Origin of the sequence: Sulfitobacter sp. D7 (assembly GCF_003611275.1) — a bacterium.
Taxonomy (GTDB): Bacteria; Pseudomonadota; Alphaproteobacteria; order Rhodobacterales; family Rhodobacteraceae; genus Sulfitobacter; species Sulfitobacter profundi.
This window is the reverse complement of record NZ_CP020694.1, coordinates 3,025,075-3,048,176: the sequence shown is the minus strand read 5'-3', so window position 1 is coordinate 3,048,176 and position 23,102 is coordinate 3,025,075. Positions and strand designations below refer to the sequence as shown.

The 23,102-nt window shown below is 58.9% G+C and carries 34 protein-coding genes; 29 read left to right on the top strand and 5 right to left on the bottom strand.

What is annotated here, in order from left to right; genetic code table 11:
* Positions 1 to 160: 160 nt before the first annotated feature.
* Positions 161 to 1,048 (top strand): DMT family transporter, encoded by an 888-nt coding sequence (locus B5M07_RS14895; RefSeq protein ID WP_120351873.1) that lies wholly within the window; start codon positions 161 to 163, stop codon positions 1,046 to 1,048.
* Here B5M07_RS14895 and B5M07_RS14890 read toward each other — a convergent pair.
* A complete protein-coding gene (locus B5M07_RS14890) occupies positions 1,021 to 1,824 on the bottom strand; it encodes a putative rhamnosyl transferase (protein ID WP_120351872.1) in 804 nt (267 codons plus the stop codon). The two genes, B5M07_RS14895 and B5M07_RS14890, sit on opposite strands and share 28 nt — an antisense overlap.
* 399 nt (positions 1,825 to 2,223) lie before the next feature.
* On the opposite strand from B5M07_RS14890, the gene rpsL reads away from it, so the two are divergent.
* The 8 genes from rpsL to B5M07_RS14850 all read left to right on the top strand — a co-directional run bounded on the left by rpsL (position 2,224) and on the right by B5M07_RS14850 (position 9,110).
* Complete coding sequence (gene rpsL / locus B5M07_RS14885) at positions 2,224 to 2,595, top strand: 30S ribosomal protein S12 (RefSeq protein ID WP_007118826.1); 372 nt, start codon at positions 2,224 to 2,226, stop codon at positions 2,593 to 2,595.
* An 87-nt stretch (positions 2,596 to 2,682) separates the two neighbouring features.
* The gene (gene rpsG, locus B5M07_RS14880) at positions 2,683 to 3,153 is read left to right on the top strand and encodes a 30S ribosomal protein S7 (protein ID WP_007118827.1); all 471 of its coding nucleotides are present in this window, start codon (positions 2,683 to 2,685) and stop codon (positions 3,151 to 3,153) included.
* 65 nt (positions 3,154 to 3,218) lie between these two features.
* A complete protein-coding gene (gene fusA, locus B5M07_RS14875; protein WP_120351871.1) occupies positions 3,219 to 5,345 on the top strand; it encodes an elongation factor G in 2,127 nt (708 codons plus the stop codon).
* A gap of 86 nt (positions 5,346 to 5,431) precedes the next feature.
* A complete protein-coding gene (gene tuf / locus B5M07_RS14870) occupies positions 5,432 to 6,607 on the top strand; it encodes an elongation factor Tu (RefSeq protein WP_067622157.1) in 1,176 nt (391 codons plus the stop codon).
* Between the two features lie 379 nt (positions 6,608 to 6,986).
* Positions 6,987 to 7,307: a 30S ribosomal protein S10 gene (gene rpsJ / locus B5M07_RS14865; protein WP_067267998.1), complete on the top strand. Its 321-nt coding sequence runs from the start codon at positions 6,987 to 6,989 to the stop codon at positions 7,305 to 7,307.
* 17 nt (positions 7,308 to 7,324) lie between these two features.
* Positions 7,325 to 8,203: a 50S ribosomal protein L3 gene (rplC, locus tag B5M07_RS14860; RefSeq protein ID WP_082849552.1), complete on the top strand. Its 879-nt coding sequence runs from the start codon at positions 7,325 to 7,327 to the stop codon at positions 8,201 to 8,203.
* Positions 8,200 to 8,817 carry a 50S ribosomal protein L4 gene (rplD, locus tag B5M07_RS14855; RefSeq protein WP_067622160.1) on the top strand — a complete coding sequence of 206 codons (618 nt, stop codon included), beginning with the start codon at positions 8,200 to 8,202 and terminating at the stop codon, positions 8,815 to 8,817. Before rplC ends, rplD begins: the two co-directional genes overlap by 4 nt.
* On the top strand, positions 8,814 to 9,110 hold the full coding sequence (locus tag B5M07_RS14850) for a 50S ribosomal protein L23 (RefSeq protein WP_007118833.1): 297 nt from the start codon (positions 8,814 to 8,816) through the stop codon (positions 9,108 to 9,110). The genes rplD and B5M07_RS14850 overlap by 4 nt, the downstream gene beginning before the upstream one ends.
* 34 nt (positions 9,111 to 9,144) lie before the next feature.
* Here B5M07_RS14850 and B5M07_RS14845 read toward each other — a convergent pair whose 3' ends face one another.
* A complete protein-coding gene (locus B5M07_RS14845) occupies positions 9,145 to 9,570 on the bottom strand; it encodes a DUF1801 domain-containing protein (RefSeq protein WP_120351870.1) in 426 nt (141 codons plus the stop codon).
* Between the two features lie 173 nt (positions 9,571 to 9,743).
* Here B5M07_RS14845 and B5M07_RS14840 point away from each other — a divergent pair, with 173 nt between their 5' ends.
* The 7 genes from B5M07_RS14840 to rplP all read left to right on the top strand — a co-directional run bounded on the left by B5M07_RS14840 (position 9,744) and on the right by rplP (position 15,119).
* A complete protein-coding gene (locus B5M07_RS14840) occupies positions 9,744 to 10,775 on the top strand; it encodes a fatty acid desaturase family protein (protein WP_120351869.1) in 1,032 nt (343 codons plus the stop codon).
* Between the two features lie 240 nt (positions 10,776 to 11,015).
* Positions 11,016 to 12,164: a PRC-barrel domain-containing protein gene (locus B5M07_RS14835; RefSeq protein WP_120352286.1), complete on the top strand. Its 1,149-nt coding sequence runs from the start codon at positions 11,016 to 11,018 to the stop codon at positions 12,162 to 12,164.
* A 312-nt stretch (positions 12,165 to 12,476) separates the two neighbouring features.
* On the top strand, positions 12,477 to 13,319 hold the full coding sequence (gene rplB / locus B5M07_RS14830) for a 50S ribosomal protein L2 (RefSeq protein WP_067267965.1): 843 nt from the start codon (positions 12,477 to 12,479) through the stop codon (positions 13,317 to 13,319).
* 3 nt (positions 13,320 to 13,322) lie between these two features.
* Complete coding sequence (gene rpsS / locus B5M07_RS14825; RefSeq protein ID WP_007118838.1) at positions 13,323 to 13,601, top strand: 30S ribosomal protein S19; 279 nt, start codon at positions 13,323 to 13,325, stop codon at positions 13,599 to 13,601.
* Between the two features lie 3 nt (positions 13,602 to 13,604).
* Complete coding sequence (gene rplV, locus B5M07_RS14820) at positions 13,605 to 13,985, top strand: 50S ribosomal protein L22 (protein ID WP_067267968.1); 381 nt, start codon at positions 13,605 to 13,607, stop codon at positions 13,983 to 13,985.
* Positions 13,985 to 14,692, top strand: a complete 708-nt coding sequence (gene rpsC, locus B5M07_RS14815; protein WP_120351868.1) for a 30S ribosomal protein S3 — start codon at positions 13,985 to 13,987, stop codon at positions 14,690 to 14,692. The genes rplV and rpsC overlap by 1 nt, the downstream gene beginning before the upstream one ends.
* A 13-nt stretch (positions 14,693 to 14,705) precedes the next feature.
* Positions 14,706 to 15,119, top strand: a complete 414-nt coding sequence (gene rplP, locus B5M07_RS14810) for a 50S ribosomal protein L16 (RefSeq protein WP_007118841.1) — start codon at positions 14,706 to 14,708, stop codon at positions 15,117 to 15,119.
* A gap of 72 nt (positions 15,120 to 15,191) precedes the next feature.
* On the opposite strand, the gene B5M07_RS14805 is transcribed toward rplP, so the two are convergent.
* Positions 15,192 to 15,764 (bottom strand): NYN domain-containing protein, encoded by a 573-nt coding sequence (locus B5M07_RS14805; RefSeq protein ID WP_120351867.1) that lies wholly within the window; start codon positions 15,762 to 15,764, stop codon positions 15,192 to 15,194.
* 143 nt (positions 15,765 to 15,907) lie between these two features.
* On the opposite strand from B5M07_RS14805, the gene B5M07_RS14800 reads away from it, so the two are divergent.
* Positions 15,908 to 16,108: a hypothetical protein gene (locus B5M07_RS14800; protein WP_120351866.1), complete on the top strand. Its 201-nt coding sequence runs from the start codon at positions 15,908 to 15,910 to the stop codon at positions 16,106 to 16,108.
* 15 nt (positions 16,109 to 16,123) lie between these two features.
* On the opposite strand, the gene B5M07_RS14795 is transcribed toward B5M07_RS14800, so the two are convergent.
* Complete coding sequence (locus B5M07_RS14795) at positions 16,124 to 16,696, bottom strand: hemerythrin domain-containing protein (protein WP_162931879.1); 573 nt, start codon at positions 16,694 to 16,696, stop codon at positions 16,124 to 16,126.
* A 15-nt stretch (positions 16,697 to 16,711) separates the two neighbouring features.
* Positions 16,712 to 17,332, bottom strand: a complete 621-nt coding sequence (locus tag B5M07_RS14790) for a TIGR02466 family protein (protein WP_120351864.1) — start codon at positions 17,330 to 17,332, stop codon at positions 16,712 to 16,714.
* A gap of 183 nt (positions 17,333 to 17,515) precedes the next feature.
* Between B5M07_RS14790 and rpmC the strand changes: the two genes are divergently transcribed.
* The 12 genes from rpmC to rplO all read left to right on the top strand — a co-directional run bounded on the left by rpmC (position 17,516) and on the right by rplO (position 22,984).
* Positions 17,516 to 17,719, top strand: coding sequence for a 50S ribosomal protein L29 (rpmC, locus tag B5M07_RS14785; protein ID WP_007118846.1), 204 nt, complete (start codon positions 17,516 to 17,518; stop codon positions 17,717 to 17,719).
* A gap of 14 nt (positions 17,720 to 17,733) precedes the next feature.
* Positions 17,734 to 17,979: a 30S ribosomal protein S17 gene (rpsQ, locus tag B5M07_RS14780; RefSeq protein WP_120351863.1), complete on the top strand. Its 246-nt coding sequence runs from the start codon at positions 17,734 to 17,736 to the stop codon at positions 17,977 to 17,979.
* Between the two features lie 63 nt (positions 17,980 to 18,042).
* Positions 18,043 to 18,411 (top strand): 50S ribosomal protein L14, encoded by a 369-nt coding sequence (gene rplN / locus B5M07_RS14775; protein WP_005621870.1) that lies wholly within the window; start codon positions 18,043 to 18,045, stop codon positions 18,409 to 18,411.
* Between the two features lie 2 nt (positions 18,412 to 18,413).
* Positions 18,414 to 18,725, top strand: a complete 312-nt coding sequence (gene rplX / locus B5M07_RS14770; RefSeq protein WP_067267981.1) for a 50S ribosomal protein L24 — start codon at positions 18,414 to 18,416, stop codon at positions 18,723 to 18,725.
* The gene (gene rplE, locus B5M07_RS14765) at positions 18,718 to 19,281 is read left to right on the top strand and encodes a 50S ribosomal protein L5 (RefSeq protein ID WP_067622246.1); all 564 of its coding nucleotides are present in this window, start codon (positions 18,718 to 18,720) and stop codon (positions 19,279 to 19,281) included. Before rplX ends, rplE begins: the two co-directional genes overlap by 8 nt.
* Before the next feature lie 18 nt (positions 19,282 to 19,299).
* Positions 19,300 to 19,605 (top strand): 30S ribosomal protein S14, encoded by a 306-nt coding sequence (gene rpsN, locus B5M07_RS14760; protein ID WP_007118851.1) that lies wholly within the window; start codon positions 19,300 to 19,302, stop codon positions 19,603 to 19,605.
* Between the two features lie 12 nt (positions 19,606 to 19,617).
* Complete coding sequence (rpsH, locus tag B5M07_RS14755; protein WP_067622243.1) at positions 19,618 to 20,010, top strand: 30S ribosomal protein S8; 393 nt, start codon at positions 19,618 to 19,620, stop codon at positions 20,008 to 20,010.
* A 10-nt stretch (positions 20,011 to 20,020) separates the two neighbouring features.
* The gene (gene rplF / locus B5M07_RS14750; RefSeq protein ID WP_067622240.1) at positions 20,021 to 20,554 is read left to right on the top strand and encodes a 50S ribosomal protein L6; all 534 of its coding nucleotides are present in this window, start codon (positions 20,021 to 20,023) and stop codon (positions 20,552 to 20,554) included.
* Positions 20,555 to 20,565: 11 nt separating this feature from the next.
* Positions 20,566 to 20,925 (top strand): 50S ribosomal protein L18, encoded by a 360-nt coding sequence (rplR, locus tag B5M07_RS14745; protein ID WP_067622237.1) that lies wholly within the window; start codon positions 20,566 to 20,568, stop codon positions 20,923 to 20,925.
* 168 nt (positions 20,926 to 21,093) lie between these two features.
* Positions 21,094 to 21,675, top strand: a complete 582-nt coding sequence (rpsE, locus tag B5M07_RS14740; protein ID WP_067267992.1) for a 30S ribosomal protein S5 — start codon at positions 21,094 to 21,096, stop codon at positions 21,673 to 21,675.
* Between the two features lie 2 nt (positions 21,676 to 21,677).
* The gene (gene rpmD / locus B5M07_RS14735) at positions 21,678 to 21,866 is read left to right on the top strand and encodes a 50S ribosomal protein L30 (protein ID WP_007118856.1); all 189 of its coding nucleotides are present in this window, start codon (positions 21,678 to 21,680) and stop codon (positions 21,864 to 21,866) included.
* A gap of 635 nt (positions 21,867 to 22,501) precedes the next feature.
* Entirely contained in the window at positions 22,502 to 22,984 is a 483-nt protein-coding gene (rplO, locus tag B5M07_RS14725) for a 50S ribosomal protein L15 (RefSeq protein ID WP_067622231.1), read from the top strand.
* Positions 22,985 to 23,102 lie beyond the last annotated feature (118 nt).

Below are 23,102 nucleotides of genomic sequence, written 5' to 3'. Positions count from 1 at the left end.
AACTGCTGGGCACCCGTCTTACGCAGCCGCCATGCCGCATTTGAGGGGCGCAAGCCGCTGTCCTGCATAGCCGCCCGTTCTTGACAGCTCCCGCGCCCGCTGCCAGTCATTCGGGAGCGGCATCGATATAAGCCGCGCGGTTTTTTCCCGGAGCGCTTCCATGTCCCCCAATACCATCGGCGCGCTGCTGATGATTGCCTCGATGGCCTGTTTCACGTTTAACGACACGCTGCTGAAAATGACCGACGGGGCCCTGCCGCTGTTTCAGCTTTTGTTCCTGCGGGGGGTGACGACCTCGGTCCTGATCTTGGCCCTCAGCCGCCAGCTTGGCCGGATTGATTTCCGGCTCCAGCCGCGGGATTGGCGGGTGATTGGCCTGCGCTCGGTGGCCGAGATTGCAGCGGCTTATTTCTTTCTCACCGCGCTGTTCAACATGCCTTTGGCCAATGTGACCGCCATCCTTCAGGTGGTGCCGCTTTCGGTGACGCTGGCCGCCGCGTTGGTGTTTCGGCAGGCGGTGGGCTGGCGGCGGTTGGTGGCGATCGGGATCGGTTTCTGCGGTGTCCTGCTGATCGTGAAGCCGGGCGCGGAAGGGTTCAACATTTGGTCGATCTACGTCTTGATAGCGGTGCTTTGCGTGACGGTCCGTGACCTGTCGACCCGCGCCTTGTCGCCTGCGGTGCCTTCCATGACCGTCACCTTGGTGACCGCGCTGTCGGTGATGACGGCGGCGGGGCTGGCATCCCTCAGCGGACCATGGGCGCCGGTGACCCCGTCGGTGGCGGCGCTGATCGGCGGCTCCGGGGTCTTTGTGTTGGGCGGCTATTTCTTTTCGATCCAAGTCATGCGGGTCGGCGATATCGGATTTGTCGCGCCGTTTCGCTATACTGGCCTGCTTTGGGCGCTGCTGCTGGGCTGGGCGGTCTTTGGGGAATGGCCGGGTGTCTTGACGCTGGTCGGCGCCGGCATTGTCGTGGCCACAGGGGTCTTTACCCTCTACCGCGAGCGGAAGCTGAAGGTTCAGGCCGAGAAGACACGCCGTACTTGATCGTTGTCGATGGCAAAGCGCGTTCGAAACAGCGCTTCGCCTTCGGCATCCAGCGGGGCCACGTCCACATGGCGCGCAAGCCCTTGGCGCGAATCGTTCGATCCGTTGTGGCTGCGCACGAACATCGCCGCGTCGGGCAGGCTGACGTAGGGCATGAAGCGCGGCAGTTTCTCATGGGCGAAGTTCATGATCGTGACCGGGCTTCCGCCTTTCACATACATCGCCAAGGCCGCCACATTGAGGGGGCGAAACACTTCCGCCGCGCGGATGCCGCCCTGCCCGAACTCCGCGATATACCCTTTGGGCCAGTCGAAAGCGACCGAGCGTTGACCCGTCAAAAGCCCCGCGCTGTCCTCAACCGTACGCCGCAGCCGGGCAATGAAATCGACCGAGACCGCATCGTCATCGTCATAGCGGAATTGCAGGCAGGGCTCTTTGGGGTTGATCCGCGCGGCGTTCAGCACCTCTTTCATCACCTCGCGGTGCTGGCGGGGCGGCTCGCGGTGGATCACCGCTTGCGGCAGGTCGGCGAGGAGCGATTCGAGGCGGCGTGCGTGGTGGTCCGGGAACTGGTCGCCGATCACGAAGATCATTGAGAAATCCGGGTCTGACTGTGCTTTGAGGCAGGGCAGGGCGACGGCCTCAAGCAAGCGGAAGCGCTCCTCAAGCCGGGCGTCGTCATAGAGGTAGGCGATACGTTCCTCGGTGGTGTCGTGCCCCACCTGAAATCCCCCAAGGGCGGGGTAAGAAAAACGGCACAGGCCGATGGCTTGCATGGTATTGCCCCTCAAGGAAAACTTCGACGAATATGGCGACAGGGGGCAGCCGCTGGCAAGGGGGCTCTGCGAGGGAAGGGGCCACATGGCGCATCCAGAGCACGCGATCCTCTGCTCTGGACAGCGCCGGGACGGGCCCTGCTGTTGACAGCCCCCGCGCAACGTCCTATACGCCCGCTATCTCGGGGGTGGAGGCCGCTCTGCCAATCCGAACTCATAACTCAAGTGGTCACGATCCGGCCTACTACTGGCCCGATCCTCTGTTAACCCACCGCGTCGTTTTCCTCGGTACGGGAACGTTGCGGTCATTTTGCTTTGTGGACGCACGAAGTAACCGAATTTAGCCGCATGGGGGATCCCCCGTGTACAAAATCTGAGCGATACGGGGATATATCCGGAATGCCAACGATCCAACAGCTGATCCGCAAGCCGCGGCAGCCGAAAGTCAAACGTTCGAAATCCATGCACCTGCAGGAGTGCCCGCAAAAGCGCGGCGTCTGCACACGGGTTTACACAACAACACCCAAGAAGCCGAACTCGGCCATGCGTAAGGTTGCCAAAGTGCGCCTGACCAATGGTTTCGAAGTCATCTCTTACATCCCGGGCGAGAGCCACAACCTTCAGGAACACTCCGTGGTTCTGATCCGCGGCGGTCGTGTAAAAGACCTTCCGGGTGTGCGTTACCACATCCTGCGCGGTGTTCTCGATACCCAAGGTGTCAAGGACCGGAAGCAGCGCCGCTCCAAGTACGGCGCGAAGCGTCCGAAGTAATCTCGCAGTGGTGGGGCATGCCCCCACCAATCCATTCGATGTTGGGTGGGGCATGGCCCCACCACCCGCCAAGAGGAAGACACTGACATGTCACGCCGCCACGCCGCTGAAAAACGCGAAGTCCTGCCAGACGCCAAATACGGCGATCTGGTTCTCACCAAATTCATGAACAACCTGATGATCGACGGCAAGAAATCTGTCGCCGAGCGCATCGTCTACAACGCGATGACCCGCGTCGAAGACAAGATCAAGCGCGCCCCGATCGAAGTGTTCCACGAAGCACTTGAAAACATCCAGCCGTCCGTCGAAGTTCGTTCGCGTCGCGTTGGTGGTGCCACCTATCAGGTGCCAGTCGAAGTGCGCCCCGAGCGCCGTCAGGCGCTGGCGATCCGCTGGTTGATCAAAGCCGCGCGCGCCCGCAACGAAAACACCATGGAAGAGCGTCTTGCAGGCGAACTGATGGACGCTGTCCAGTCCCGTGGTACTGCCGTTAAAAAGCGCGAAGATACGCACAAGATGGCCGACGCCAACAAAGCGTTCAGCCACTACCGCTGGTAATTTCAACGTCGCGCCCGGTTTCGGGCGCGATCTGTTCGTACTGATATTTTCGAGGAAGCAGCCCCATGGCACGCGACTATCCGCTCCAACGCTACCGCAACTTCGGCATCATGGCTCACATCGATGCCGGCAAAACCACCTGTTCCGAACGCATCCTGTTCTACACCGGCAAAAGCCACAACATCGGTGAGGTGCATGACGGCGCCGCAACGATGGACTGGATGGAGCAAGAGCAGGAACGCGGGATCACCATTACATCCGCCGCGACCACCACGTTCTGGCAGCGCCAGGAAGAGCCCACAGCCGATGCGACATCTGACACCAAGTTCCGGATGAACATCATCGACACCCCCGGCCACGTTGACTTCACCATCGAAGTTGAGCGTTCGCTGGCCGTTCTCGACGGCGCGGTTGCCGTTCTTGACGCCAACGCCGGTGTTGAGCCGCAGACCGAAACCGTGTGGCGTCAGGCTGACCGCTACAAGGTGCCGCGCATCGTGTTCGTCAACAAGATGGACAAAATCGGCGCTGACTTCTTCAACTGCGTGAAGATGATCAAAGACCGTACAGGTGCCACACCTGCTCCGATCCAGATCCCAATTGGCGCCGAGAACGAGCTTGAAGGTCTCGTTGACCTCGTCACAATGAAGGAATGGGTCTGGTCCGGTGAAGATCTGGGTGCCGGCTGGGAACAGCGCGAGATCCGTGACAGCCTGAAAGAGTCCGCTGACGAATGGCGTGCCAAGCTCATCGAGACCGCGGTCGAGATGGACGATGAGGCGATGGAAAACTACCTGATGGACGGTGCTGAGCCGGACGTCGACACCCTGCGCGCGCTGATCCGTAAGGGCACTCTGGCGATCAAATTCATCCCTGTTCTTTGCGGCTCTGCCTTCAAGAACAAGGGTGTTCAGCCGCTGCTTAACGCCGTGATCGACTATCTGCCCAGCCCGCTGGACGTTGTCGATTACATGGGCTTCAAGCCGGGCGATGAGACAGAAACACGTAACATCCCGCGTCGTGCGGATGATGACATGGCGTTCTCTGGCCTTGCGTTCAAAATCATGAACGACCCCTTTGTTGGCTCGCTGACTTTCACCCGCGTTTATTCGGGCGTGCTCAAGAAGGGCGATACCCTCTTGAACTCGACCAAAGGTAAGAAAGAGCGCGTCGGTCGTATGATGATGATGCACTCGATCAACCGCGAAGAGATCGAAGAAGCCTTTGCGGGTGACATCATCGCGCTTGCCGGTCTGAAAGACACCACCACAGGTGACACGCTTTGTGCCGCCAATGATCCGGTGGTTCTGGAAACCATGACCTTCCCCGATCCGGTCATCGAGATCGCGGTTGAGCCAAAGACCAAGGCCGACCAAGAGAAAATGTCTGCAGGTCTGGCCCGTTTGGCCGCCGAAGACCCCTCTTTCCGCGTCGAAACCGATCTGGAATCCGGTCAGACCATCATGAAGGGCATGGGCGAACTTCACCTCGACATTCTGGTGGACCGTCTGAAGCGCGAATTCAAAGTTGAAGCGAACATCGGTGCACCGCAGGTGGCATACCGTGAGACGATCAGCCGCGAAGCCGAGATCACCTACACCCACAAGAAACAGTCGGGTGGTTCGGGTCAGTTCGGTGAAGTTAAGATGATCCTGATGCCGACCGAGCCGGGCGAAGGTTACTCCTTTGAGAGCCGCATCGTCGGTGGTGCCATTCCCAAGGAATACATCCCGGGCGTGGAAAAGGGTATCAAATCGGTTCTGGACTCCGGTCCGCTGGCGGGCTTCCCGGTCATCGACTTCAAGGTTGCCCTGATCGACGGTAAGTTCCACGACGTTGACTCCAGCGTTCTGGCCTTCGAAATCGCTGCCCGTATGGGTATGCGCGAAGGCATGAAGAAAGCTGGCGCAAAGCTGCTGGAACCGATCATGAAGGTCGAAGTTGTGACACCGGAAGAGTACACCGGTGGCATCATCGGTGACCTGACATCCCGTCGGGGTCAGGTGCAGGGTCAAGACACGCGCGGCAACGCCATCGCGATCGACGCCTTCGTGCCGCTGGCCAACATGTTCGGCTACATCAACACTCTGCGTTCGATGTCTTCCGGTCGTGCGAACTTCACCATGCAGTTCGACCACTACGAGCCTGTGCCGCAGAACATCTCCGACGAGATTCAGGCCAAATTTGCATAACCGGGATGGCGGGGTGAACCCCGCCCTACCCAATCTGTAGGGTGGGTTTTTAAGCCCACCACCCAACATCTAAAGGAGCCAACACCATGGCAAAGGCAAAGTTTGAACGTAACAAGCCACACGTCAACATCGGCACAATCGGCCACGTTGACCACGGTAAAACCACGCTGACCGCGGCGATCACCAAATACTTCGGTGACTTCCAAGCGTACGACCAGATCGACGGCGCGCCCGAAGAGAAGGCCCGCGGCATCACCATCTCGACCGCACACGTCGAGTATGAGACCGAAGCACGTCACTACGCCCACGTCGACTGCCCCGGCCACGCTGACTATGTGAAAAACATGATCACCGGTGCCGCTCAGATGGACGGCGCTATCTTGGTTGTGAACGCGGCCGACGGCCCGATGCCCCAGACCCGCGAGCACATCCTGCTCGGCCGTCAGGTTGGCATCCCCGCCATGGTCGTCTTCATGAACAAAGTTGACCAGGTCGACGACGAAGAGCTGCTTGAGCTGGTTGAGATGGAAATCCGCGAGCTGCTGTCTTCCTACGACTACCCCGGCGACGACATCCCCGTTGTGCCTGGTTCCGCTCTGGCGGCGATGGAAGGCCGTGACGAAAACATCGGCGAAAATGCAATCCGCAAGCTGATGGAAGAAGTCGACAACTACATCCCGACACCAGAGCGTGCTGTTGACCAGCCGTTCCTGATGCCCGTCGAAGACGTGTTCTCGATCTCTGGTCGTGGTACCGTTGTGACCGGCCGTGTTGAGCGTGGCGTGATCAACGTTGGCGACGAGATTGAAATCGTCGGCATCCGCGACACCAAGAAAACCACCTGCACCGGTGTGGAAATGTTCCGCAAGCTGCTGGACCGTGGTGAAGCTGGCGACAACATCGGCGCGCTGCTGCGTGGCGTTGAGCGTGACGGCGTTGAGCGCGGTCAGGTTCTCTGCAAGCCCGGTTCCGTGAACCCGCACACCAAGTTCGAAGCCGAAGCCTACATCCTCACCAAAGAGGAAGGTGGCCGTCACACGCCGTTCTTCGCGAACTACCGTCCGCAGTTCTACTTCCGTACAACTGACGTGACCGGCACCGTTCAGCTGGCAGAAGGCACCGAGATGGTCATGCCCGGCGACAACGTGTCCTTCGGCGTTGAGCTGATTGCACCGATCGCCATGGAAAACGGCCTGCGCTTCGCGATCCGCGAAGGTGGCCGTACGGTTGGCGCCGGCGTTGTTTCCAAAATCACTGAGTGATTTTGGGCGGGCCTTCGGGCCTGACGTCTGAGAGATTTGAAAGGCCGCAGCGTTTGCTGCGGCCTTTTGCTTTTGTGGGGGAGGGGGCTTTTTGGGACGCTTCGGTGAAACGGGAAAGCTAAGTGTGGTTTTCGGTGGTGATTGAACGTTGGCGGGGTGCGCTGTCACGCCGTGGCCGGCGTGACTTTGCGCACTGGTTCTAAAAACACGGGGGTTTTTAGAACCCTCTTGCCACCTGTTGCGATTCCCCCTATAGGACGCCCATTGAACCGGGGTGCGTTAGACGCGCCCCGTTTGATTTAATACCAAGGCGCGATGAGGGGGCCGGATGAGCCTGCTTCCTCCAATCCGTTAGAATCCCAAAACAAGGGATATGCATATGGCCGTTCAAAGCCAGAACATCCGCATTCGCCTCAAGGCGTTTGACTACCGGGTGCTCGATGCCTCCACTCAGGAAATCGTCAGCACCGCCAAGCGCACAGGCGCTTCGGTTCGCGGTCCCATTCCGCTGCCGAACAAAATCGAGAAATTCACCGTTCTTCGTGGTCCCCACGTTGACAAGAAATCCCGTGACCAGTTCGAAATCCGCACGCACAAGCGTCTGCTGGATATCATTGATCCGACCCCCCAGACCGTGGACGCGCTGATGAAGCTCGACCTCGCTGCTGGCGTGGATGTCGAGATCAAGCTGCAATCGTAAGCCGGGAGGGTAATCATATGTTGCGCTCAGGCGTTATTGCAAAAAAAGTCGGCATGACCCGGCTGTTCATGGAAGACGGCAAGCAGATTCCTGTGACCGTTCTTCAGTTGGACAAGCTTCAGGTTGTCGCACAGCGCACCGCAGACCGTGACGGCTACACCGCCGTTCAGCTGGGTGCCGGTTCGGCGAAAGCCAAACGCACAAGCCAAGCCATGCGTGGCCATTTCGCAGCTGCGAAAGTGGAACCCAAGCGCAAGGTTGCTGAGTTCCGCGTCGATGCGGACGCGATGCTGGACGTTGGTGAGGAAATCATCGCGGACCATTACTTCGCGGGTCAGTACGTTGACGTTGCAGGCACTTCGATCGGTAAAGGTTTTGCCGGTGCGATGAAGCGTCACAACTTCGGCGGTCTGCGGGCGACACACGGTGTCTCCATCAGCCACCGTTCGCACGGCTCCACAGGCCAGTGTCAGGATCCCGGCAAGGTTTTCAAAGGTAAGAAAATGGCCGGTCACATGGGCGCTGCCCGTGTTACCACGCAGAACCTCGAAGTCGTCAAGACCGACAGTGCGCGTGGCCTGATCATGGTCAAAGGCGCCGTTCCTGGCTCCAAAGGTGGCTGGGTCACCGTCAAGGATGCGGTCAAAAAGCCGTTCCCCGAAGACGCGATTCTGCCCGCCGCTCTGAAATCCGCCGCTGAAGAAGCCGCGAAAGCCGCCGAAGAGGCAGCCGCCGCAGCCGCAGCAGAGGCAGAAGCCGAAGCCAAGCGTTTGGCCGAAGAGCAAGCCGCACAGGAAGCCGAAGCGCTGAAGGCCGCTGAAGCTGAAATCGCAGCTGAAGGTTCGGATGCCGATAATTCCGATGCCGACGCTGACAAGAAGGAAGGTGACGCATGAAACTCGATGTCATCAAACTCGACGGTGGCAAAGCCGGGTCCGTAGACCTGGACGAAGCACTGTTCGGCCTTGAGCCGCGTGCCGACATCCTGCACCGCGTCGTGCGCTGGCAGCGCAACAACGCGCAGCAGGGTACGCACAAGGTCAAGACCCGGTCCGAGACCAGCTACTCGACCAAGAAGATCTATCGCCAAAAAGGCACCGGCGGCGCACGCCACGGTGACCGTAACGCGCCGATCTTCCGTAAGGGTGGTATCTACAAGGGTCCGACCCCGCGTAGCCACGGCCACGAGCTGACCAAAAAGTTCCGCAAGCTGGGCCTGCGCCACGCGCTGAGCGCCAAAGCAAAAGCCGGTTCCTTGGTCATCATCGACGAAGCCACATCCGAAGGCAAAACAGCCGCTCTGGCCAAACAGGTGTCGAACCTGGGCTGGAAGCGCGCGCTGGTCATCGATGGCGCTTCGGTCAACGAGAACTTCGCACAGGCCGCGCGCAACATCGAAGGGCTGGATGTCCTGCCGTCGATGGGCGCAAACGTCTATGACATCCTCAAGCGTGACACTCTGGTGATCACCAAAGCGGGGATCGAAGCATTGGAGGCACGCCTGAAATGAGCGCCAAGCATGAACACTACGACGTGATCCGCAAGCCGATCATCACCGAGAAAGCAACCATGGCGTCCGAACAGAACGCTGTCGTTTTCGAAGTGGCGATCGAAAGCAACAAGCCGATGATCAAAGAGGCCGTTGAGGCGCTCTTTAACGTCAAGGTGAAGGCCGTGAACACGTCCATCACCAAAGGCAAGGTCAAGCGTTTCCGGGGCCAGATGGGCCGCCGTAAAGACGTGAAAAAGGCTTATGTGACGCTCGAAGAGGGCAACACAATCGACGTCTCCACCGGGCTGTAAGCTTTCGGTACCGACATTTAGAAAAGGCCTCCGCTCAGCGGGGGCCTTTTTCGTTTCGACGGTGGTAGGTCAGCGCCTGGGCGATCAAAAGGGCCAGGGGCGTATTGGCGACCTCGGTCTCTGCATCAAAGAGGACAGCGCGATTGCCGTCATAGGTGAAGGCATCTCCGAAGACCGCACGGGCGTCTGAAATTATGGTTGTCTGGCAGTGCACGAAGACTGCGTAACCGCCAGACTTTGGCGCGCCAATGCGCAGGGTCGTGCCGGATTTGCTTTCGGATGTGAGATAGGCGGGCTGACCCCATTTCAGGGTTTCATCGATGGGTCCCACATTCTCGGTCGCCGCGACTTCGAAGATGAGGTGCCGTACTTCCAAGAGGCCGGGGCGTACCTTATCTGGAAAGTCGGCGAAGGCGCGGGTTACGGCGTCGGTTTGAAAGGGCAGGTCGGGCAAAGTCATGCGCAAGCGTAGGCGTGGAGGCCGATAGGATCAATCACTCGGGGCCAGCAAGGCGACCTATCTCGACAGTTATTTGCCGCGTGAGCGGAAACCCCGCGTTAATACTCAACGGATAAGTTGCTTGCTGCGCGCTTTCCTTTACAAGGCATGAAGCAACGATAAAAAGCAGCTCTATGTCCCACGAAAAATCTACCTCCGGCGCGTCTGCGGACGTGTCGAACGCGCGCGACTGGGTGCGCGTGCTGGCCCGCTACCGCGAGCCAAGCACTTGGCGAAGCAGTTTTGAACTGGCGATCACGCTTGGGCCGTTTGTCCTTCTCTGGGCACTGGCTTGGTGGGCGTTGTCGATCAGTGGCTGGCTGACACTTGGCATTTCGCTGGTGAATGCAGGCTTCCTGCTGCGCCTCTTTGCGATTCAGCATGACTGCGGCCATGCGGCCTTTTTCAGCAGCCGTCGCACCAGCGATTGGGTGGGCCGCGTCCTGGGGGTGCTGACACTGACGCCCTATGACGTTTGGCGCCGAACCCATTCGATTCACCATTCCTCGGCCGGGAATCTTGGCCGTCGCGGGATTGGCGACATTCACACGCTCACCGTTGCAGAGTATCGCGAGCTTGGGCTGCTTGGGCGGTTGCAGTACCGTCTCTACCGCAATCCGGTCGTGCTTTTTGGTCTTGGGCCGAGCTACCTGTTTTTCGTGCAGAACCGCGTCCCGCTGGGGCTGATGGCGCAAACCCGTTATTGGCTGAGCGCGATGGGCACCAACCTGACGATCCTCGCAGCACTTGCGGTGATCTTCTATTTTGGGGGGATCATGCCCATTCTGCTTATCTTCGTCCCCAGCACCCTGTTGGCGGCCACGGCGGGCATGTGGCTGTTCTATGTGCAGCACCAGTTCGAGACGACCCATTGGGAAGAGAACGAAGCCTGGGATTTGCATGACGCGGCCTTTCACGGCTCGTCGCATTACATCCTGCCCCGGCCCTTGCAGTGGCTGAGTGCCAATATCGGCATTCACCATGTGCACCACCTTTACAGCCGCATCCCGTTCTATCGCCTGCCGGAAGTGCTGCGTGACCATGTGGCCTTGGCCGAGGGGAACCGCATGACCATTCGCGAAAGCCTCGCCAATGCGCGGCTGCATCTGTGGGATGAAAAGAGCAAGCGCCTGTTATCCTTCGCACAGGCGCGCCGCGCCGCTTAAGCCCTAACATATCGCTGATGCAAGACCCCCGCTCCGGCGGGGTTTTTGCATTTTTAGGGGGAGGCATTACCCATGCGCGATCCCGTCGAGGCCTGCTTCAATCATGTGGCGACCCATAAAAAGTTCCGAAAAAAGGCTATCAATTTTCTTGGAACAGAGCAGAAAGCTGCCGGTTGTCTCACCGTGGAAGACGGGGTGCTGGGCGCCCCAACTATCTTAAACGAATACGGGAGAGACCTAATGATCTATACCAAAACACTCATGGCCGGCGTATCCGCCGTTGCCCTTTTCGCAGCCGCTCCGGTTCTGGCGCAGGACGCGACAGACAAAGTCGAAGAGACCATTGAGCGCAACGCCGAAGCCGAGATGGAAGCAGAAGCTGAAGTCGAAGTTGAAGGTGACGCAGCCGCGACCGCCAATGTGGCCGGCGGCCAAGTGGTTGTCGAGCAGGAAGACGCCGAAGTTGACGTGACCGTGCCCGAGCCCGACGTAAACGTTTCGCAGGACGCTCCCGTGGTAACGGTTGAGCAGGGCCAGCCCGAAGTGACCGTCGCTGTGCCCGAGCCGACTGTTCGCGTGCAGCAGCAGGCGCCGATCATCACCGTTGAGCAGGCACAGCCGCAGGTGACCGTGCGCATCCCTGAGCCGGTCGTGACCGTGCAGGTTCCCAAGCCGCAGGTCGATGTGGAAACAGGTGAGCCGATCGTTGACCTGGAGCAGCCCGAACCCGTCGTGAAATTCGTGCGTCCCGAGCCGAAAGTGACCATCGAAGAAGCCGAGCCGCGCGTGACGGTTGAGCAGGCCGAAGCCAATGTGAACGTGGCTGAATCCGAAGAGGCCCGCGTCGCTGTTGAGCAGGAAGAAGCCAACGTGAACGTGCAGCAGGGTGAAGACGCGAATGTCGTCGTCGAAGAAGCCGAAGCGCCGCAGGTCAACGTTGAAGGTGCCGAAGGCGCCGAGATCAACGTCGAGCAAGAGCAAGCCCGCGTGCTGATGGAAGACTTCAACGCTGACGAGCAAGGCAATATGGCCGAAGAAGACCGCACCCGCTATCAGGAGAACGTGCAGCGTCTGCCGATCTTTAACCTGACCGCCGAAGAACTGACCGGCCGCAGCGTCGCCACCGAAACCGGTGAAGACGTTGGCGAGATCGACTTTATCGGCGTCCGTGGCGACACTGTTGTTGCGATCATCGGCGTTGGCGGTTTCCTTGGGATGGGCGAAAACGAAGTCGCCATTCCGGTTGAGAAGCTGATCATGCGTGAAGACGAAGTGATCGTCCCCGGCGTCACTGAAGAGCGTCTGGAAAGCATGCCGGAATTCAACGAAGCAGAAGTTGAAATCCTTGACCCCGGTATGCGTCTGGCCGAGAGCATTGGCCTTGACTAATACCCGCTTTGGGTAATCGGTAAACCTACGGAAGAAGGCGCTTCGGCGCCTTCTTTTCTTTTGTGCGGGCAGTGGGAGAGGAATTTCGCCATGCCCACTGGACGGGCAGAATTGAACCTGCTAGGTCGCCACATCGGCTCAAGCCCCGGATTCGTCCGGGGTTTGGCTATTTGAACGATCCCGGTGGTTGGGATGCCTGCCTCGCAAGAGATTTAAGCCCATCCACCACTCCTACAGGGGACCTTCGGGGCCCTACAACCAACGCGCTTTCATCTCGGTGAATGCGTGCCAAGCAAACGGAAGACAGAGAACATGGCACTCAAGTCGTACAAACCGACGACGCCAGGCCAGCGTGGACTGGTACTGATCGACCGTTCGGAGCTGTGGAAAGGCCGCCCGGTCAAAGCCCTTACTCAGGGTTTGACCAAATCTGGCGGTCGGAACAACACCGGACGAATCACAATGCGTCGTACAGGTGGTGGTGCAAAGCGCCTTTACCGTATCGTTGATTTCAAGCGTAACAAGCTGGACATGTCCGCTGTTGTCGCGCGGATCGAATATGACCCCAACCGGACCGCTTTCATCGCACTGATCCAGTACGAAGACGGCGAGCAGGCCTACATCCTGGCCCCCCAGCGTCTGGCCATCGGCGACAAAATCATCGCCGGCGCCAAAGTGGACATCAAACCCGGTAACGCGATGCCTTTCTCGGGCATGCCAATCGGTACGATCGTTCACAACATCGAGATGAAGCCCGGCAAGGGCGGTCAGATCGCACGTGCCGCCGGCACCTACGCCCAGTTCGTGGGTCGTGACGGTGGCTACGCTCAGATCCGTCTGAGCAGCGGCGAGCTGCGTCTCGTGCGTCAGGAATGCATGGCCACCGTTGGTGCTGTGTCTAACCCCGACAACTCCAACCAGAACTACGGTAAAGCGGGCCGCATGCGTCACAAGGGCATCCGTCCTTCTGTACGTGGTGTGGTGATGAACCCGATCGACCACCCGCACGGCGGTGGTGAAGGCCGGACCTCTGGTGGTCGTCACCCGGTTACTCCTTGGGGTAAGCCGACGAAGGGTGCCAAGACCCGCAACAAGAACAAAGCGTCCAGCAAGCTTATCATCCGCTCGCGTCACGCCAAGAAGAAGGGGCGTTAATCAATGGCTCGTTCAGTATGGAAAGGTCCTTTTGTTGACTCTTATGTCCTCAAAAAGGCAGAGGCTTCCCGCGAGGGCGGCCGTAACGAAGTGATCAAGATCTGGTCGCGCCGCAGCACGATCCTGCCCCAGTTCGTGGGTCTGACGTTTGGCGTGTACAACGGTCATAAGCACATCCCTGTTAACGTCAGCGAAGACATGATCGGTCAGAAGTTCGGTGAGTACTCCCCGACTCGGACCTACTACGGTCATGCCGCCGACAAAAAAGCGAAGCGGAAATAAGCCATGAGCAAGGATAAGAATCCCCGCCGCGTGGCAGACAACGAAGCAATGGCAAAACTGCGCATGCTTCGCACCAGCCCGCAGAAACTGAACCTGGTTGCAGCTTTGATCCGTGGCAAGTCCGTGGACAAAGCGTTGACAGACCTCACCTTCTCCAAGAAGCGGGTCGCGCAGGACGTGAAGAAATGCCTTCAGTCCGCGATTGCCAACGCCGAGAACAACCACAACCTGGACGTCGATGAGCTCATCGTGGCCGAGGCCTATGTCGGTAAGAACCTGACCATGAAGCGCGGTCGCCCGCGTGCCCGTGGCCGGTTCGGCAAGATCATCAAGCCGTTTGCCGAGATCACGATCAAAGTGCGTCAAGTTGAGGAGCAAGCCTGATGGGTAACAAAGTCAATCCGATCGGTATGCGTCTTCAGGTGAACCGCACCTGGGATAGCCGCTGGTACGCCGACACCAAAGATTACGGTGATCTTCTGCTCGAAGATCTCGCAATCCGCGACTTCATCAAGAAAGAGTGCCACCAGGCCGGTATCGCTCGTGTGATCATCGAACGTCCGCACAAAAAGTGCCGCGTTACGATCCACACAGCACGCCCTGGTGTTATCATCGGCAAGAAAGGCGCGGACATCGAGACGCTGCGCCAGAAGATCGCCAAGATGACCAAGTCGGAACTGCACCTCAACATCGTTGAAGTTCGCAAGCCCGAGCTGGACGCACACCTTGTTGGTGAGAGCATTGCACAGCAGCTGGAGCGCCGGGTGTCTTTCCGCCGCGCCATGAAACGTGCCGTGCAGAACGCCATGCGCATGGGCGCACTGGGCATCCGCGTGAATCTCGCGGGTCGTCTTGGTGGGGCCGAAATCGCGCGTACCGAATGGTACCGTGAGGGTCGCGTGCCGCTGCACACATTGCGTGCCGACATCGATTACGCACATGTCGAAGCGGCCACCGCTTACGGCATCATCGGGATCAAGACATGGATCTTCAAAGGCGAGATCATGGAACACGACCCCGCCGCGCGTGACCGTAAGGCACAGGAACTCCAAGACGGCCCAGCACCTCGCGGTGCCGGCGGTCGTCGCTAAGGGGGAATGAGAAATGCTTCAACCAAAGCGTACTAAATTCCGCAAGCAGTTTAAGGGCTCGATCAAGGGTCTGGCAAAGGGCGGGTCTGACCTGAACTTTGGCACCTACGGCCTGAAGGCACTGCAGCCGGAGCGGGTTACAGCCCGTCAAATCGAAGCGGCACGCCGCGCCATGACGCGTCACATGAAGCGTCAGGGCCGTGTCTGGATCCGCATCTTCCCGGACGTACCGGTCACCTCCAAGCCCGTCGAAGTTCGTATGGGTAAAGGTAAAGGTTCCGTCGACTTCTGGGCAGCCAAGGTTAAGCCGGGCCGCATCATGTTCGAAATCGACGGTGTCGGTGAAGACGTGGCACGCGAAGCCCTGCGTCTGGCAGCCATGAAACTGCCGATCAAGACCCGGGTTGTCGTCCGCGAGGACTGGTAAGCCCGTCGCCCCGCATGGGGTTGCTGAAAGACATAAAACCCCCGTCGAGTGTTCGGCGGGGGTTTTGCTTTGTCAGACCAGCGCGTCGGTCTCAAGGTCGAGCCAGAGTTTCCCATCCCGGTAGCCGCCTTTGATCAGGTGCCCCGGCTCAGCGATTTCGGGATGGGCCTCCGCCCAATCGCGGAACTGATCGCGGCTGACGACCTGCCCGCCGTAGTCTCGGGCGGATTGGAGTATATAGGGGTCCGCGGACGTGCCCTTTGGGACGACCATCACCCGGTCCACCGGCAGGTCGAGTTGTTTGCTCAGCGCCTTGTCATGTTGATAGCGACCCGCGAGCAGATAGCCCGCGTTGGCGTCAAACACGACGCCGGGGGAATAGCCCCTCGTGCGCAACTCATCCACAACGTCCCGGACCGCATTCATGTTCGGCGCGCCGGTCTTCCAATGCATGACGTTGGAGCCGTCGACGATGATCCATTTTGTCCGCTGCTGCCGCGCGCCGCGGAAAGACCGCAGCAGAAGGATCGCACTGGCGATAACGCAAAGCGCGCCGAGCAGGCTGAAGTCCCCATAGCCCGGCGTGGATGCGGCTGCGGTTGTAAAAGCGAGGGATATAAAGAGCAAAAGGAACGGGACAAACATCGGCAGGGGATACTCAAATAAAGCTAGAGGTTGAATGTTCACCAATCGGGCAGGCGGGGCAAGCAGCACCTGCAACGCTGGCCAATGCGCTTTAATCTAGGTAGCCTTTGCTTAACCCCATGCCACAGGAAAGGCCCAGCCCGATGAAGCACGTCCCAAAGCCGAACACCGACGAAGACCTCATCAAAGCGTTTCTCGACAAGGGCGGAGAGGTGAAGAAGGGCAAGACCAAGCCGATGCCCAGTGATCTCGGGCTCAGCAACAATCAGTGGGGCAACAAGCTGACCAAGGAAGAGAAGGCAGCGGTCAAGGCGCAAGAAGAGGCGGCGAAGACGCTGAAATAGCCGCCGGGCGGTGCCTCAGATGTCGACCTGATAGACGCCCAATGCCTCGGCCAAGGCGGTTTCTTCGAATTTGAAATGCGAGCGCACCACTGCGACCAGTTGGTCGAATATCGCGCGGGTTTCGGCGAATTGTTCTGAGCTTGGTGCCTCGGACAATCCGCCCGCCGCCGCGCCCAGCCGTTCGAGAAGCGCGTGAACGACCTCATGTTCGGCCCGCAGCCGGTCCACGATTGCACGTACGGGTTCAGAGCCGCGGGCGTGCAGCTGCGGGAAAATGCTTTGTTCTTCGATATTGTGGTGCATCGTCAACGCCCAGCATTGCTGACCGCAGAGCGTCCCGGCGGCGGCGAAATTCTGGGCCATCTGGCTATGCAGGACGATATGTGCAAGCTCAGCCGGGGGCGCGTCACCGGCCTCAATGCGGGTCATCACCTGAGCGATTTGTGATAGATCGCTGAGGTAGTGACGGTGGATCGCCGCAAGGTGCCGCCCAGCTTGTCGCTGTGCCTCGGTGACGACGCCCATGTCGGGCAGGGGCGGGCGGGTCTCGGCGTCGATTGTCAGGTCCGACAGGGGGAGGGCGCTCACGTCCTCGGCCATCGGTCAGGCCCAGTTGTAGTTGAACGAGACCGAAGCGCGGTCTTCTTCGATCATGTTCATCGGCACCTCATGGCGCAGCCAGCTTTCCCACAGCAGCACATCGCCAGCTTCGGGCGCGACATAGATGAAAGGGCGCAGCTCTTCGCGGGCATCTTTCACCCGGCCCGGCGCCGCCATCATCATGGGCAGGCGCGGATCCTCGAAACGGATCGCGCTGGCGCCTTCGGGCATGGTCACATAGGTCGTGCCAGAGATCACGGAGTGGGGGTGGATATGCGAGGTGTGGATGCCGCCTTCGGGCAGGATGTTCAGCCACAGGGAGTCTAGCACCAGCTTGCGCTCGCCCAGATCGAAGTCGAGATCCTTGGCAAAGGCGGTCACATGTTTGTCCAGCACCGCGACCAGATCCTTGAAGATCGGAAAGCGGTAGGGCAGGTCGTCCAGCGACGCATAAGAGGTGTAGCCCGCATAGCCGTTCTCTTCGCACCAGTCCTGCCCGGCCTCATCATCCTCGGCGATCGAGAAACAAGAGGCGGCGAGCTCATCGGTGTCGATGGGTTTGCCATGGTCCGACAGGGCGGCGTGATAGAGGCGGGTGGCGAAAAGCGATTTGATGTTTGACATAGGCCCTTCTTATGCGGAACATGTTCCTATCGCCAGCGTCTTTCCCGCCTAATTCACAGGCGCCGGGCCATCGGGGGTTGCCATGTGCGACCTCAGCGCGTATTGGCACCTTTCATCATGAACTCCACCAGAATCATGGTCACCCTGACAGGGGCCTACTGGTGATGTTGAAAGGAAGAGGCCGTGAAAGCCAGCGAACTGCATGACAAGACGCCGGACCAGCTCCGCGACGAACTTGTGAACCTGAAAAAAGAATCCTTCAACTTGCGTTTCCAGCAGGCCACCGGCCAGTTGGAAAACCCCGCACGTCTGAAGACTGTTAAGCGTGACGTGGCCCGTGTCCACACCGTGCTGAACCAGAAAGCCGCTGCTGCGGCAGCCGAATAATAGGAGCCTGAAACATGCCCAAGCGTATCCTTACAGGCACCGTGACATCGGACGCCAACGCACAAACAGTTTCCGTTTCCGTAGAGCGCCGCTTTACGCATCCGGTTCTGAAGAAGACCATCCGTAAGTCCAAGAAGTACCGGGCTCACGATGAGAACAACACGTTCAAGGTGGGCGACAGCGTTCGCATCATCGAATGTGCCCCCAAGTCGAAAACCAAACGTTGGGAAGTTCTGACTTCGGACAAAACCGAAGCCTGAGCCCCTTAAACGAAACCCTGGGATGAGGGCCGCATCGCCCCCCAGAAGGTCGGGAGAAACCAAATGATCCAGATGCAGACCAACCTGGATGTTGCTGACAACAGCGGCGCGCGCCGTGTTCAGTGCATCAAGGTCTTGGGTGGTTCCAAGCGTAAATACGCATCCGTCGGCGACATCATTGTCGTCTCGGTCAAGGAAGCCATCCCGCGCGGTCGTGTGAAAAAAGGCGACGTCCGTAAGGCCGTTGTCGTTCGCACTGCCAAAGAAGTTCGTCGTGAAGATGGCACCGCCATCCGCTTCGACCGCAACGCTGCTGTTATCCTGAATAACAACAACGAGCCTGTCGGCACCCGTATCTTCGGGCCGGTTGTTCGTGAGCTGCGTGCGAAGAACTTCATGAAAATCATCTCGCTCGCTCCGGAGGTGCTGTAATCATGGCTGCTAAACTTCGCAAAGGTGACAAGGTCATCGTCCTGTCCGGCAAGGACAAGGGCAAGACGGGCACCATCTCGTCTGTTGACCCCAAGTCGAACAAGGCCATCGTTGACGGCGTGAAAATCGCCATCCGCGCAACGCGCCAGACACAGACATCTCAGGGCGGCCGCATCCCCAAGGCGATGCCGATCGACCTGAGCAACCTCGCACTGGTGGATGCCAATGGCAAAGCCACACGCGTAGGTTTCAAAATCGAAGGCGACAAAAAAGTGCGCTTTGCCAAGACCACGGGGGACGTGATCGATGCTTGATACCGCAACCTACACACCCCGCCTTCAGGCCGAATACCGCGAGAAGATCCGCGCCGCCCTGAAAGAGGAATTCGGCTACAAGAACGACATGATGATCCCCAAGCTGGACAAGATCGTTCTGAACATCGGCTGCGGTGCCGAAGCCGTGCGCGACAGCAAAAAAGCCAAGTCGGCTCAGGAAGACCTGACCGCGATTGCAGGCCAGAAGGCTCTGACAACCGTGGCCAAGAAATCCATCGCTGGTTTCCGCGTGCGTGAAGACATGCCTTTGGGTGCGAAAGTTACCCTGCGTGGCGACCGCATGTACGAATTCCTTGATCGTCTGATCACGATCGCAATGCCCCGTATCCGTGACTTCCGCGGCATCTCGGGCAAGAGCTTTGACGGCCGTGGCAACTACGCCATGGGCATGAAAGAGCATATCGTGTTCCCCGAAATCGACTTCGACAAAGTTGACGAGACTTGGGGTATGGACATCGTGATCGCCACCACGGCGAAAACCGACGCTGAAGCCAAGGCGCTGTTGAAAGCTTTCAACATGCCCTTCAATTCATAAGCGCGGGAAGGATTAGAAATGGCTAAGAAATCCATGATTGAGCGCGAAAAGAAGCGCGAAGCACTGGTCAAAAAGTACGCTGAGAAGCGCGCGGCTCTGAAAGAGATCGTGAGCGACGAAAGCAAACCGATGGAAGAGCGTTTCCGCGCTTCCCTGAAACTGGCGAAACTGCCGCGCAACAGCTCTGCTGTGCGTCTGCACAACCGTTGCCAGCTGACGGGCCGCCCGCACGCCTACTATCGTAAACTGAAAATTTCGCGGATCGCGCTGCGGGACCTCGGCTCTTCGGGCCAAATCCCCGGCATGGTCAAGTCGAGCTGGTAAGGAGCGCATCAGATGAACGATCCTATCGCAGATATGCTGACACGCATCCGTAACTCTTCGCTGCGCGGCAAATCCACCGTCTCCACACCGGCTTCCAAGCTGCGTGCATGGGTCTTGGACGTGCTGGCCGACGAAGGCTACATCCGCGGCTACGAAAAAGTCACGGGCGCCGATGGCCACCCCGCCATCGAGATCAGCCTCAAATACTACGAAGGCGAACCTGTTATTCGTGAACTGAAGCGGGTTTCCAAACCCGGTCGTCGCGTCTACATGGCCGTCAATGACATCCCCGTTGTCCGTCAGGGCCTCGGCGTGTCGATTGTCTCCACCTCCAAAGGTGTGATGTCGGACGCATCTGCACGCTCTGCCAATGTTGGCGGCGAAGTGCTCTGCACCGTATTCTAAGGAGAAGACAATGTCTCGTATTGGTAAGAAACCAGTCGCCATGCCTTCGGGCGTCTCGGCATCGGTGAGCGGTCAGACGATCGAAGTGAAGGGCCCCAAGGGCACCCGCAGCTTCCGCGCAACTGACGACGTGACCCTGACGGTCGAAGACGATGCAATCTCTGTGACACCGCGTGGCAAGTCCAAGCGCGCACGTCAGCAGTGGGGCATGTCCCGCACCATGATTGAAAACCTCGTGACCGGCGTCACCGAGGGCTTCAAGAAGGAGCTGGAAATCCAGGGTGTTGGTTATCGTGCGGCCGTCAATGGCAACACGCTGAAACTGAACCTCGGCCTCAGCCACGATGTTGACTACGTTGCGCCCGAAGGCGTCACCGTAACGGCACCGAAGCAGACCGAAATCGTTGTGGAAGGCATTGACGAACAGCTTGTTGGTCAGGTCGCCGCGAACATCCGCGCATGGCGCAAGCCCGAGCCCTATAAGGGCAAAGGCATCCGCTATAAGGGTGAGTTCGTGTTCCGCAAAGAAGGCAAGAAGAAGTAAGGAACGGAAAGATGGCAAACACCAAAAGACAGCTGTTCCTGAAACGCCGCATGCGCGTTCGGAACAAACTCCGCAAAGTGAACGCCGGGCGTCTTCGCCTGTCGGTACACCGTTCGTCCAAAAACATCTCGGCTCAGCTGATCGACGATGTGAACGGCGTGACACTGGCTTCCGCTTCCTCGATGGAAAAGGATCTGGGCGTTTTCGGCAAGAACAACATCGAAGCAGCGACCAAGGTCGGTGCCGCGATTGCCGAACGTGCCAAGAAAGCTGGCGTCGAAGAAGCATACTTCGACCGTGGCGGCTTCCTCTTCCACGGCAAGGTGAAGGCTCTGGCCGACGCCGCGCGTGAAGGCGGTTTGAAGATCTGATTGTGCGGTGCGTGGGCAACCACGCACCCGCTTTCATATGGAAGCTATGCCCTGCGCATAGCTTTCCTGCGAAGAGGGCCGGGTTGGCCCTCTCGATGATCCGGGGGCCAAGGGCTCACCAGGATTGATCCTAAGGGCCTCAGGGCCACAGAAAAAGGAAGATGCCAGATGGCAAGAGATGACAACCGTGGGGGCAACCGCCGCAACCAGCGCGACGAGACCCCGGAATTCGCTGACCGTCTGGTCGCGATCAACCGCGTGTCCAAGACCGTTAAGGGTGGTAAGCGTTTCGGCTTTGCCGCACTTGTAGTCGTGGGCGATCAGAAAGGCCGCGTCGGCTTTGGTAAGGGTAAAGCGAAAGAAGTACCCGAGGCCATCCGCAAGGCGACTGAGCAAGCCAAGCGTCAGATGATCCGCGTTCAACTGCGCGAAGGCCGCACCCTGCACCACGACATGCATGGTCGCCACGGCGCAGGCCGCGTTATCATGCGTACAGCACCTGAAGGTACCGGTATCATCGCCGGTGGTCCGATGCGTGCCGTGTTCGAGATGCTGGGCGTGAAAGACGTTGTGTCCAAATCGGTTGGTTCGCAGAACCCCTACAACATGATCCGCGCCACTCTGGACGGTCTGAAGAAAGAGCAATCGCCCCGTTCCGTCGCGCAGCGTCGCGGCAAGAAAGTGGCTGACATTCTGCCCAAGCGTGAAGACAACGTAGAGTCCTCCGCACAAGTGGCTGAGGAGGCATAAGCATGGCCAAGACACTCGTAATCAAGCAGGTCGGCTCGCCGATCCGCCGCCCCGCCAAGCAAAAGGCAACTTTGGTTGGCCTGGGTCTGAACAAAATGGGTCGTACCCGTGAGCTGGAAGATACACCTTCCGTCCGCGGCATGATCAACAAGGTCTCGCATATGGTTGAGATCGTCGAAGAGAAAGGCTGAACTTTGGTTCAGCGGTAGGGTGGGGGACCACTCTACGAAAACGCCTCGCAGGGAACTGCGGGGCGTTTTGCTATTTGCGGCTTCACGTACTGTTCCGGACCGATGTGTCGGAGTGATGTTGGACGCCTTCATCGCGTCTTACGGAACCATGAGGCTATCACTGCTGCCGTAACAACGGGATTTTGTACACTTGTTAATATTTAGTTAACATTTACCGTTGAGTGGCCTCGTAGATTTTTGCGGGGGCGTTAACGTATTGGATAAACGATGAAAGCCTTTTCAGTTTTTGTACTCATTATTGCGACGTTCGGCATGCCATCCTTCGCGTCAGCTCACACGCAAAGAGCCACACCCTATACCTCCGAAGTTCCTTCGCATGGCGGCGGATGCCGGAAATCTTCACCGCCCGGTCAATGCTGCCATGCTGGGTCAGAGCCATACCACTGCCATTAAGCAAACGGATTGCGCAGGTAGGGGGAGGATGACGACCTACCTGCGTTTACCCACCCCCTTGTCACGCCTCCCGCCATCCCCTATACGCCCCCGGTGGCCCGTGTTGGGTCGCAATGGAATCGCAACGCCGCGTTTGGCCACTCCCGTCGCTGGGGGCCATTTCCGGCAAAAGGAGAAGCGACATGAAACTGCACGAACTTTCCGACAACGAAGGCGCAACCAAGAAGCGTATGCGCGTTGGCCGTGGCCCCGGCTCCGGCAAGGGTAAAATGGGTGGCCGTGGTATCAAGGGTCAAAAATCCCGTTCCGGTGTCAGCATCAACGGCTACGAAGGCGGCCAGATGCCAATCTACCAGCGTCTGCCCAAGCGTGGCTTCAACAAGCCGAACCGCAAGTCTTTCGCTGTCGTGAACCTGGGCCTGATCCAGAAATTCATCGACGCCAAGAAGCTCGACGCCGGCAACACCATCGACGGTGCCGCCCTGATCGCGTCCGGTCTGGTCCGTCGTGAGCTGGACGGTATCCGCGTTCTGGCCAAGGGTGACATCACCTCCAAGATCGACCTGAACGTCGCTGGCGCCTCCAAGTCCGCCATCGAGGCGGTCGAGAAGGCAGGCGGCAAGGTGACCGTGACCGCCCCCAAGGCGGCCGAGGCATCCGAGTAAAGCGGCCTTAAGGCTTGTGAGCGGCGCGCCAGCCGCTTACATATCCTCAAGTTTTCCCGAACGCCGCCCGCCGGAAAACGGCCCGGGCGGCGTTTTCGCAACAAAAGAAGAGACCCCT

Coding starts and splice junctions, on each gene's coding strand:
- B5M07_RS14840 (WP_120351869.1), top strand. CDS start 9,744: ATGTCCCACGAAAAATCTACCTCCGGCGCGTCTGCGGACGTGTCGAAC.
- B5M07_RS14890 (WP_120351872.1), bottom strand. CDS start 1,824: ATGCAAGCCATCGGCCTGTGCCGTTTTTCTTACCCCGCCCTTGGGGGA.
- rplP (WP_007118841.1), top strand. CDS start 14,706: ATGCTTCAACCAAAGCGTACTAAATTCCGCAAGCAGTTTAAGGGCTCG.
- B5M07_RS14895 (WP_120351873.1), top strand. CDS start 161: ATGTCCCCCAATACCATCGGCGCGCTGCTGATGATTGCCTCGATGGCC.
- B5M07_RS14805 (WP_120351867.1), bottom strand. CDS start 15,764: ATGTTTGTCCCGTTCCTTTTGCTCTTTATATCCCTCGCTTTTACAACC.
- rpsS (WP_007118838.1), top strand. CDS start 13,323: ATGGCTCGTTCAGTATGGAAAGGTCCTTTTGTTGACTCTTATGTCCTC.
- rplR (WP_067622237.1), top strand. CDS start 20,566: ATGGCAAACACCAAAAGACAGCTGTTCCTGAAACGCCGCATGCGCGTT.
- B5M07_RS14790 (WP_120351864.1), bottom strand. CDS start 17,332: ATGTCAAACATCAAATCGCTTTTCGCCACCCGCCTCTATCACGCCGCC.
- rplO (WP_067622231.1), top strand. CDS start 22,502: ATGAAACTGCACGAACTTTCCGACAACGAAGGCGCAACCAAGAAGCGT.
- rpsJ (WP_067267998.1), top strand. CDS start 6,987: ATGGCCGTTCAAAGCCAGAACATCCGCATTCGCCTCAAGGCGTTTGAC.
- B5M07_RS14800 (WP_120351866.1), top strand. CDS start 15,908: ATGAAGCACGTCCCAAAGCCGAACACCGACGAAGACCTCATCAAAGCG.
- fusA (WP_120351871.1), top strand. CDS start 3,219: ATGGCACGCGACTATCCGCTCCAACGCTACCGCAACTTCGGCATCATG.
- tuf (WP_067622157.1), top strand. CDS start 5,432: ATGGCAAAGGCAAAGTTTGAACGTAACAAGCCACACGTCAACATCGGC.
- rpsC (WP_120351868.1), top strand. CDS start 13,985: ATGGGTAACAAAGTCAATCCGATCGGTATGCGTCTTCAGGTGAACCGC.
- B5M07_RS14845 (WP_120351870.1), bottom strand. CDS start 9,570: ATGACTTTGCCCGACCTGCCCTTTCAAACCGACGCCGTAACCCGCGCC.
- rplV (WP_067267968.1), top strand. CDS start 13,605: ATGAGCAAGGATAAGAATCCCCGCCGCGTGGCAGACAACGAAGCAATG.
- rpmD (WP_007118856.1), top strand. CDS start 21,678: ATGGCCAAGACACTCGTAATCAAGCAGGTCGGCTCGCCGATCCGCCGC.
- rpsG (WP_007118827.1), top strand. CDS start 2,683: ATGTCACGCCGCCACGCCGCTGAAAAACGCGAAGTCCTGCCAGACGCC.
- rplD (WP_067622160.1), top strand. CDS start 8,200: ATGAAACTCGATGTCATCAAACTCGACGGTGGCAAAGCCGGGTCCGTA.
- B5M07_RS14835 (WP_120352286.1), top strand. CDS start 11,016: ATGATCTATACCAAAACACTCATGGCCGGCGTATCCGCCGTTGCCCTT.
- rplB (WP_067267965.1), top strand. CDS start 12,477: ATGGCACTCAAGTCGTACAAACCGACGACGCCAGGCCAGCGTGGACTG.
- rplF (WP_067622240.1), top strand. CDS start 20,021: ATGTCTCGTATTGGTAAGAAACCAGTCGCCATGCCTTCGGGCGTCTCG.
- rpsQ (WP_120351863.1), top strand. CDS start 17,734: ATGCCCAAGCGTATCCTTACAGGCACCGTGACATCGGACGCCAACGCA.
- rpsN (WP_007118851.1), top strand. CDS start 19,300: ATGGCTAAGAAATCCATGATTGAGCGCGAAAAGAAGCGCGAAGCACTG.
- B5M07_RS14850 (WP_007118833.1), top strand. CDS start 8,814: ATGAGCGCCAAGCATGAACACTACGACGTGATCCGCAAGCCGATCATC.
- rpsH (WP_067622243.1), top strand. CDS start 19,618: ATGAACGATCCTATCGCAGATATGCTGACACGCATCCGTAACTCTTCG.
- rplX (WP_067267981.1), top strand. CDS start 18,414: ATGGCTGCTAAACTTCGCAAAGGTGACAAGGTCATCGTCCTGTCCGGC.
- rpsL (WP_007118826.1), top strand. CDS start 2,224: ATGCCAACGATCCAACAGCTGATCCGCAAGCCGCGGCAGCCGAAAGTC.
- rplC (WP_082849552.1), top strand. CDS start 7,325: ATGTTGCGCTCAGGCGTTATTGCAAAAAAAGTCGGCATGACCCGGCTG.
- rplE (WP_067622246.1), top strand. CDS start 18,718: ATGCTTGATACCGCAACCTACACACCCCGCCTTCAGGCCGAATACCGC.
- rpsE (WP_067267992.1), top strand. CDS start 21,094: ATGGCAAGAGATGACAACCGTGGGGGCAACCGCCGCAACCAGCGCGAC.
- rplN (WP_005621870.1), top strand. CDS start 18,043: ATGATCCAGATGCAGACCAACCTGGATGTTGCTGACAACAGCGGCGCG.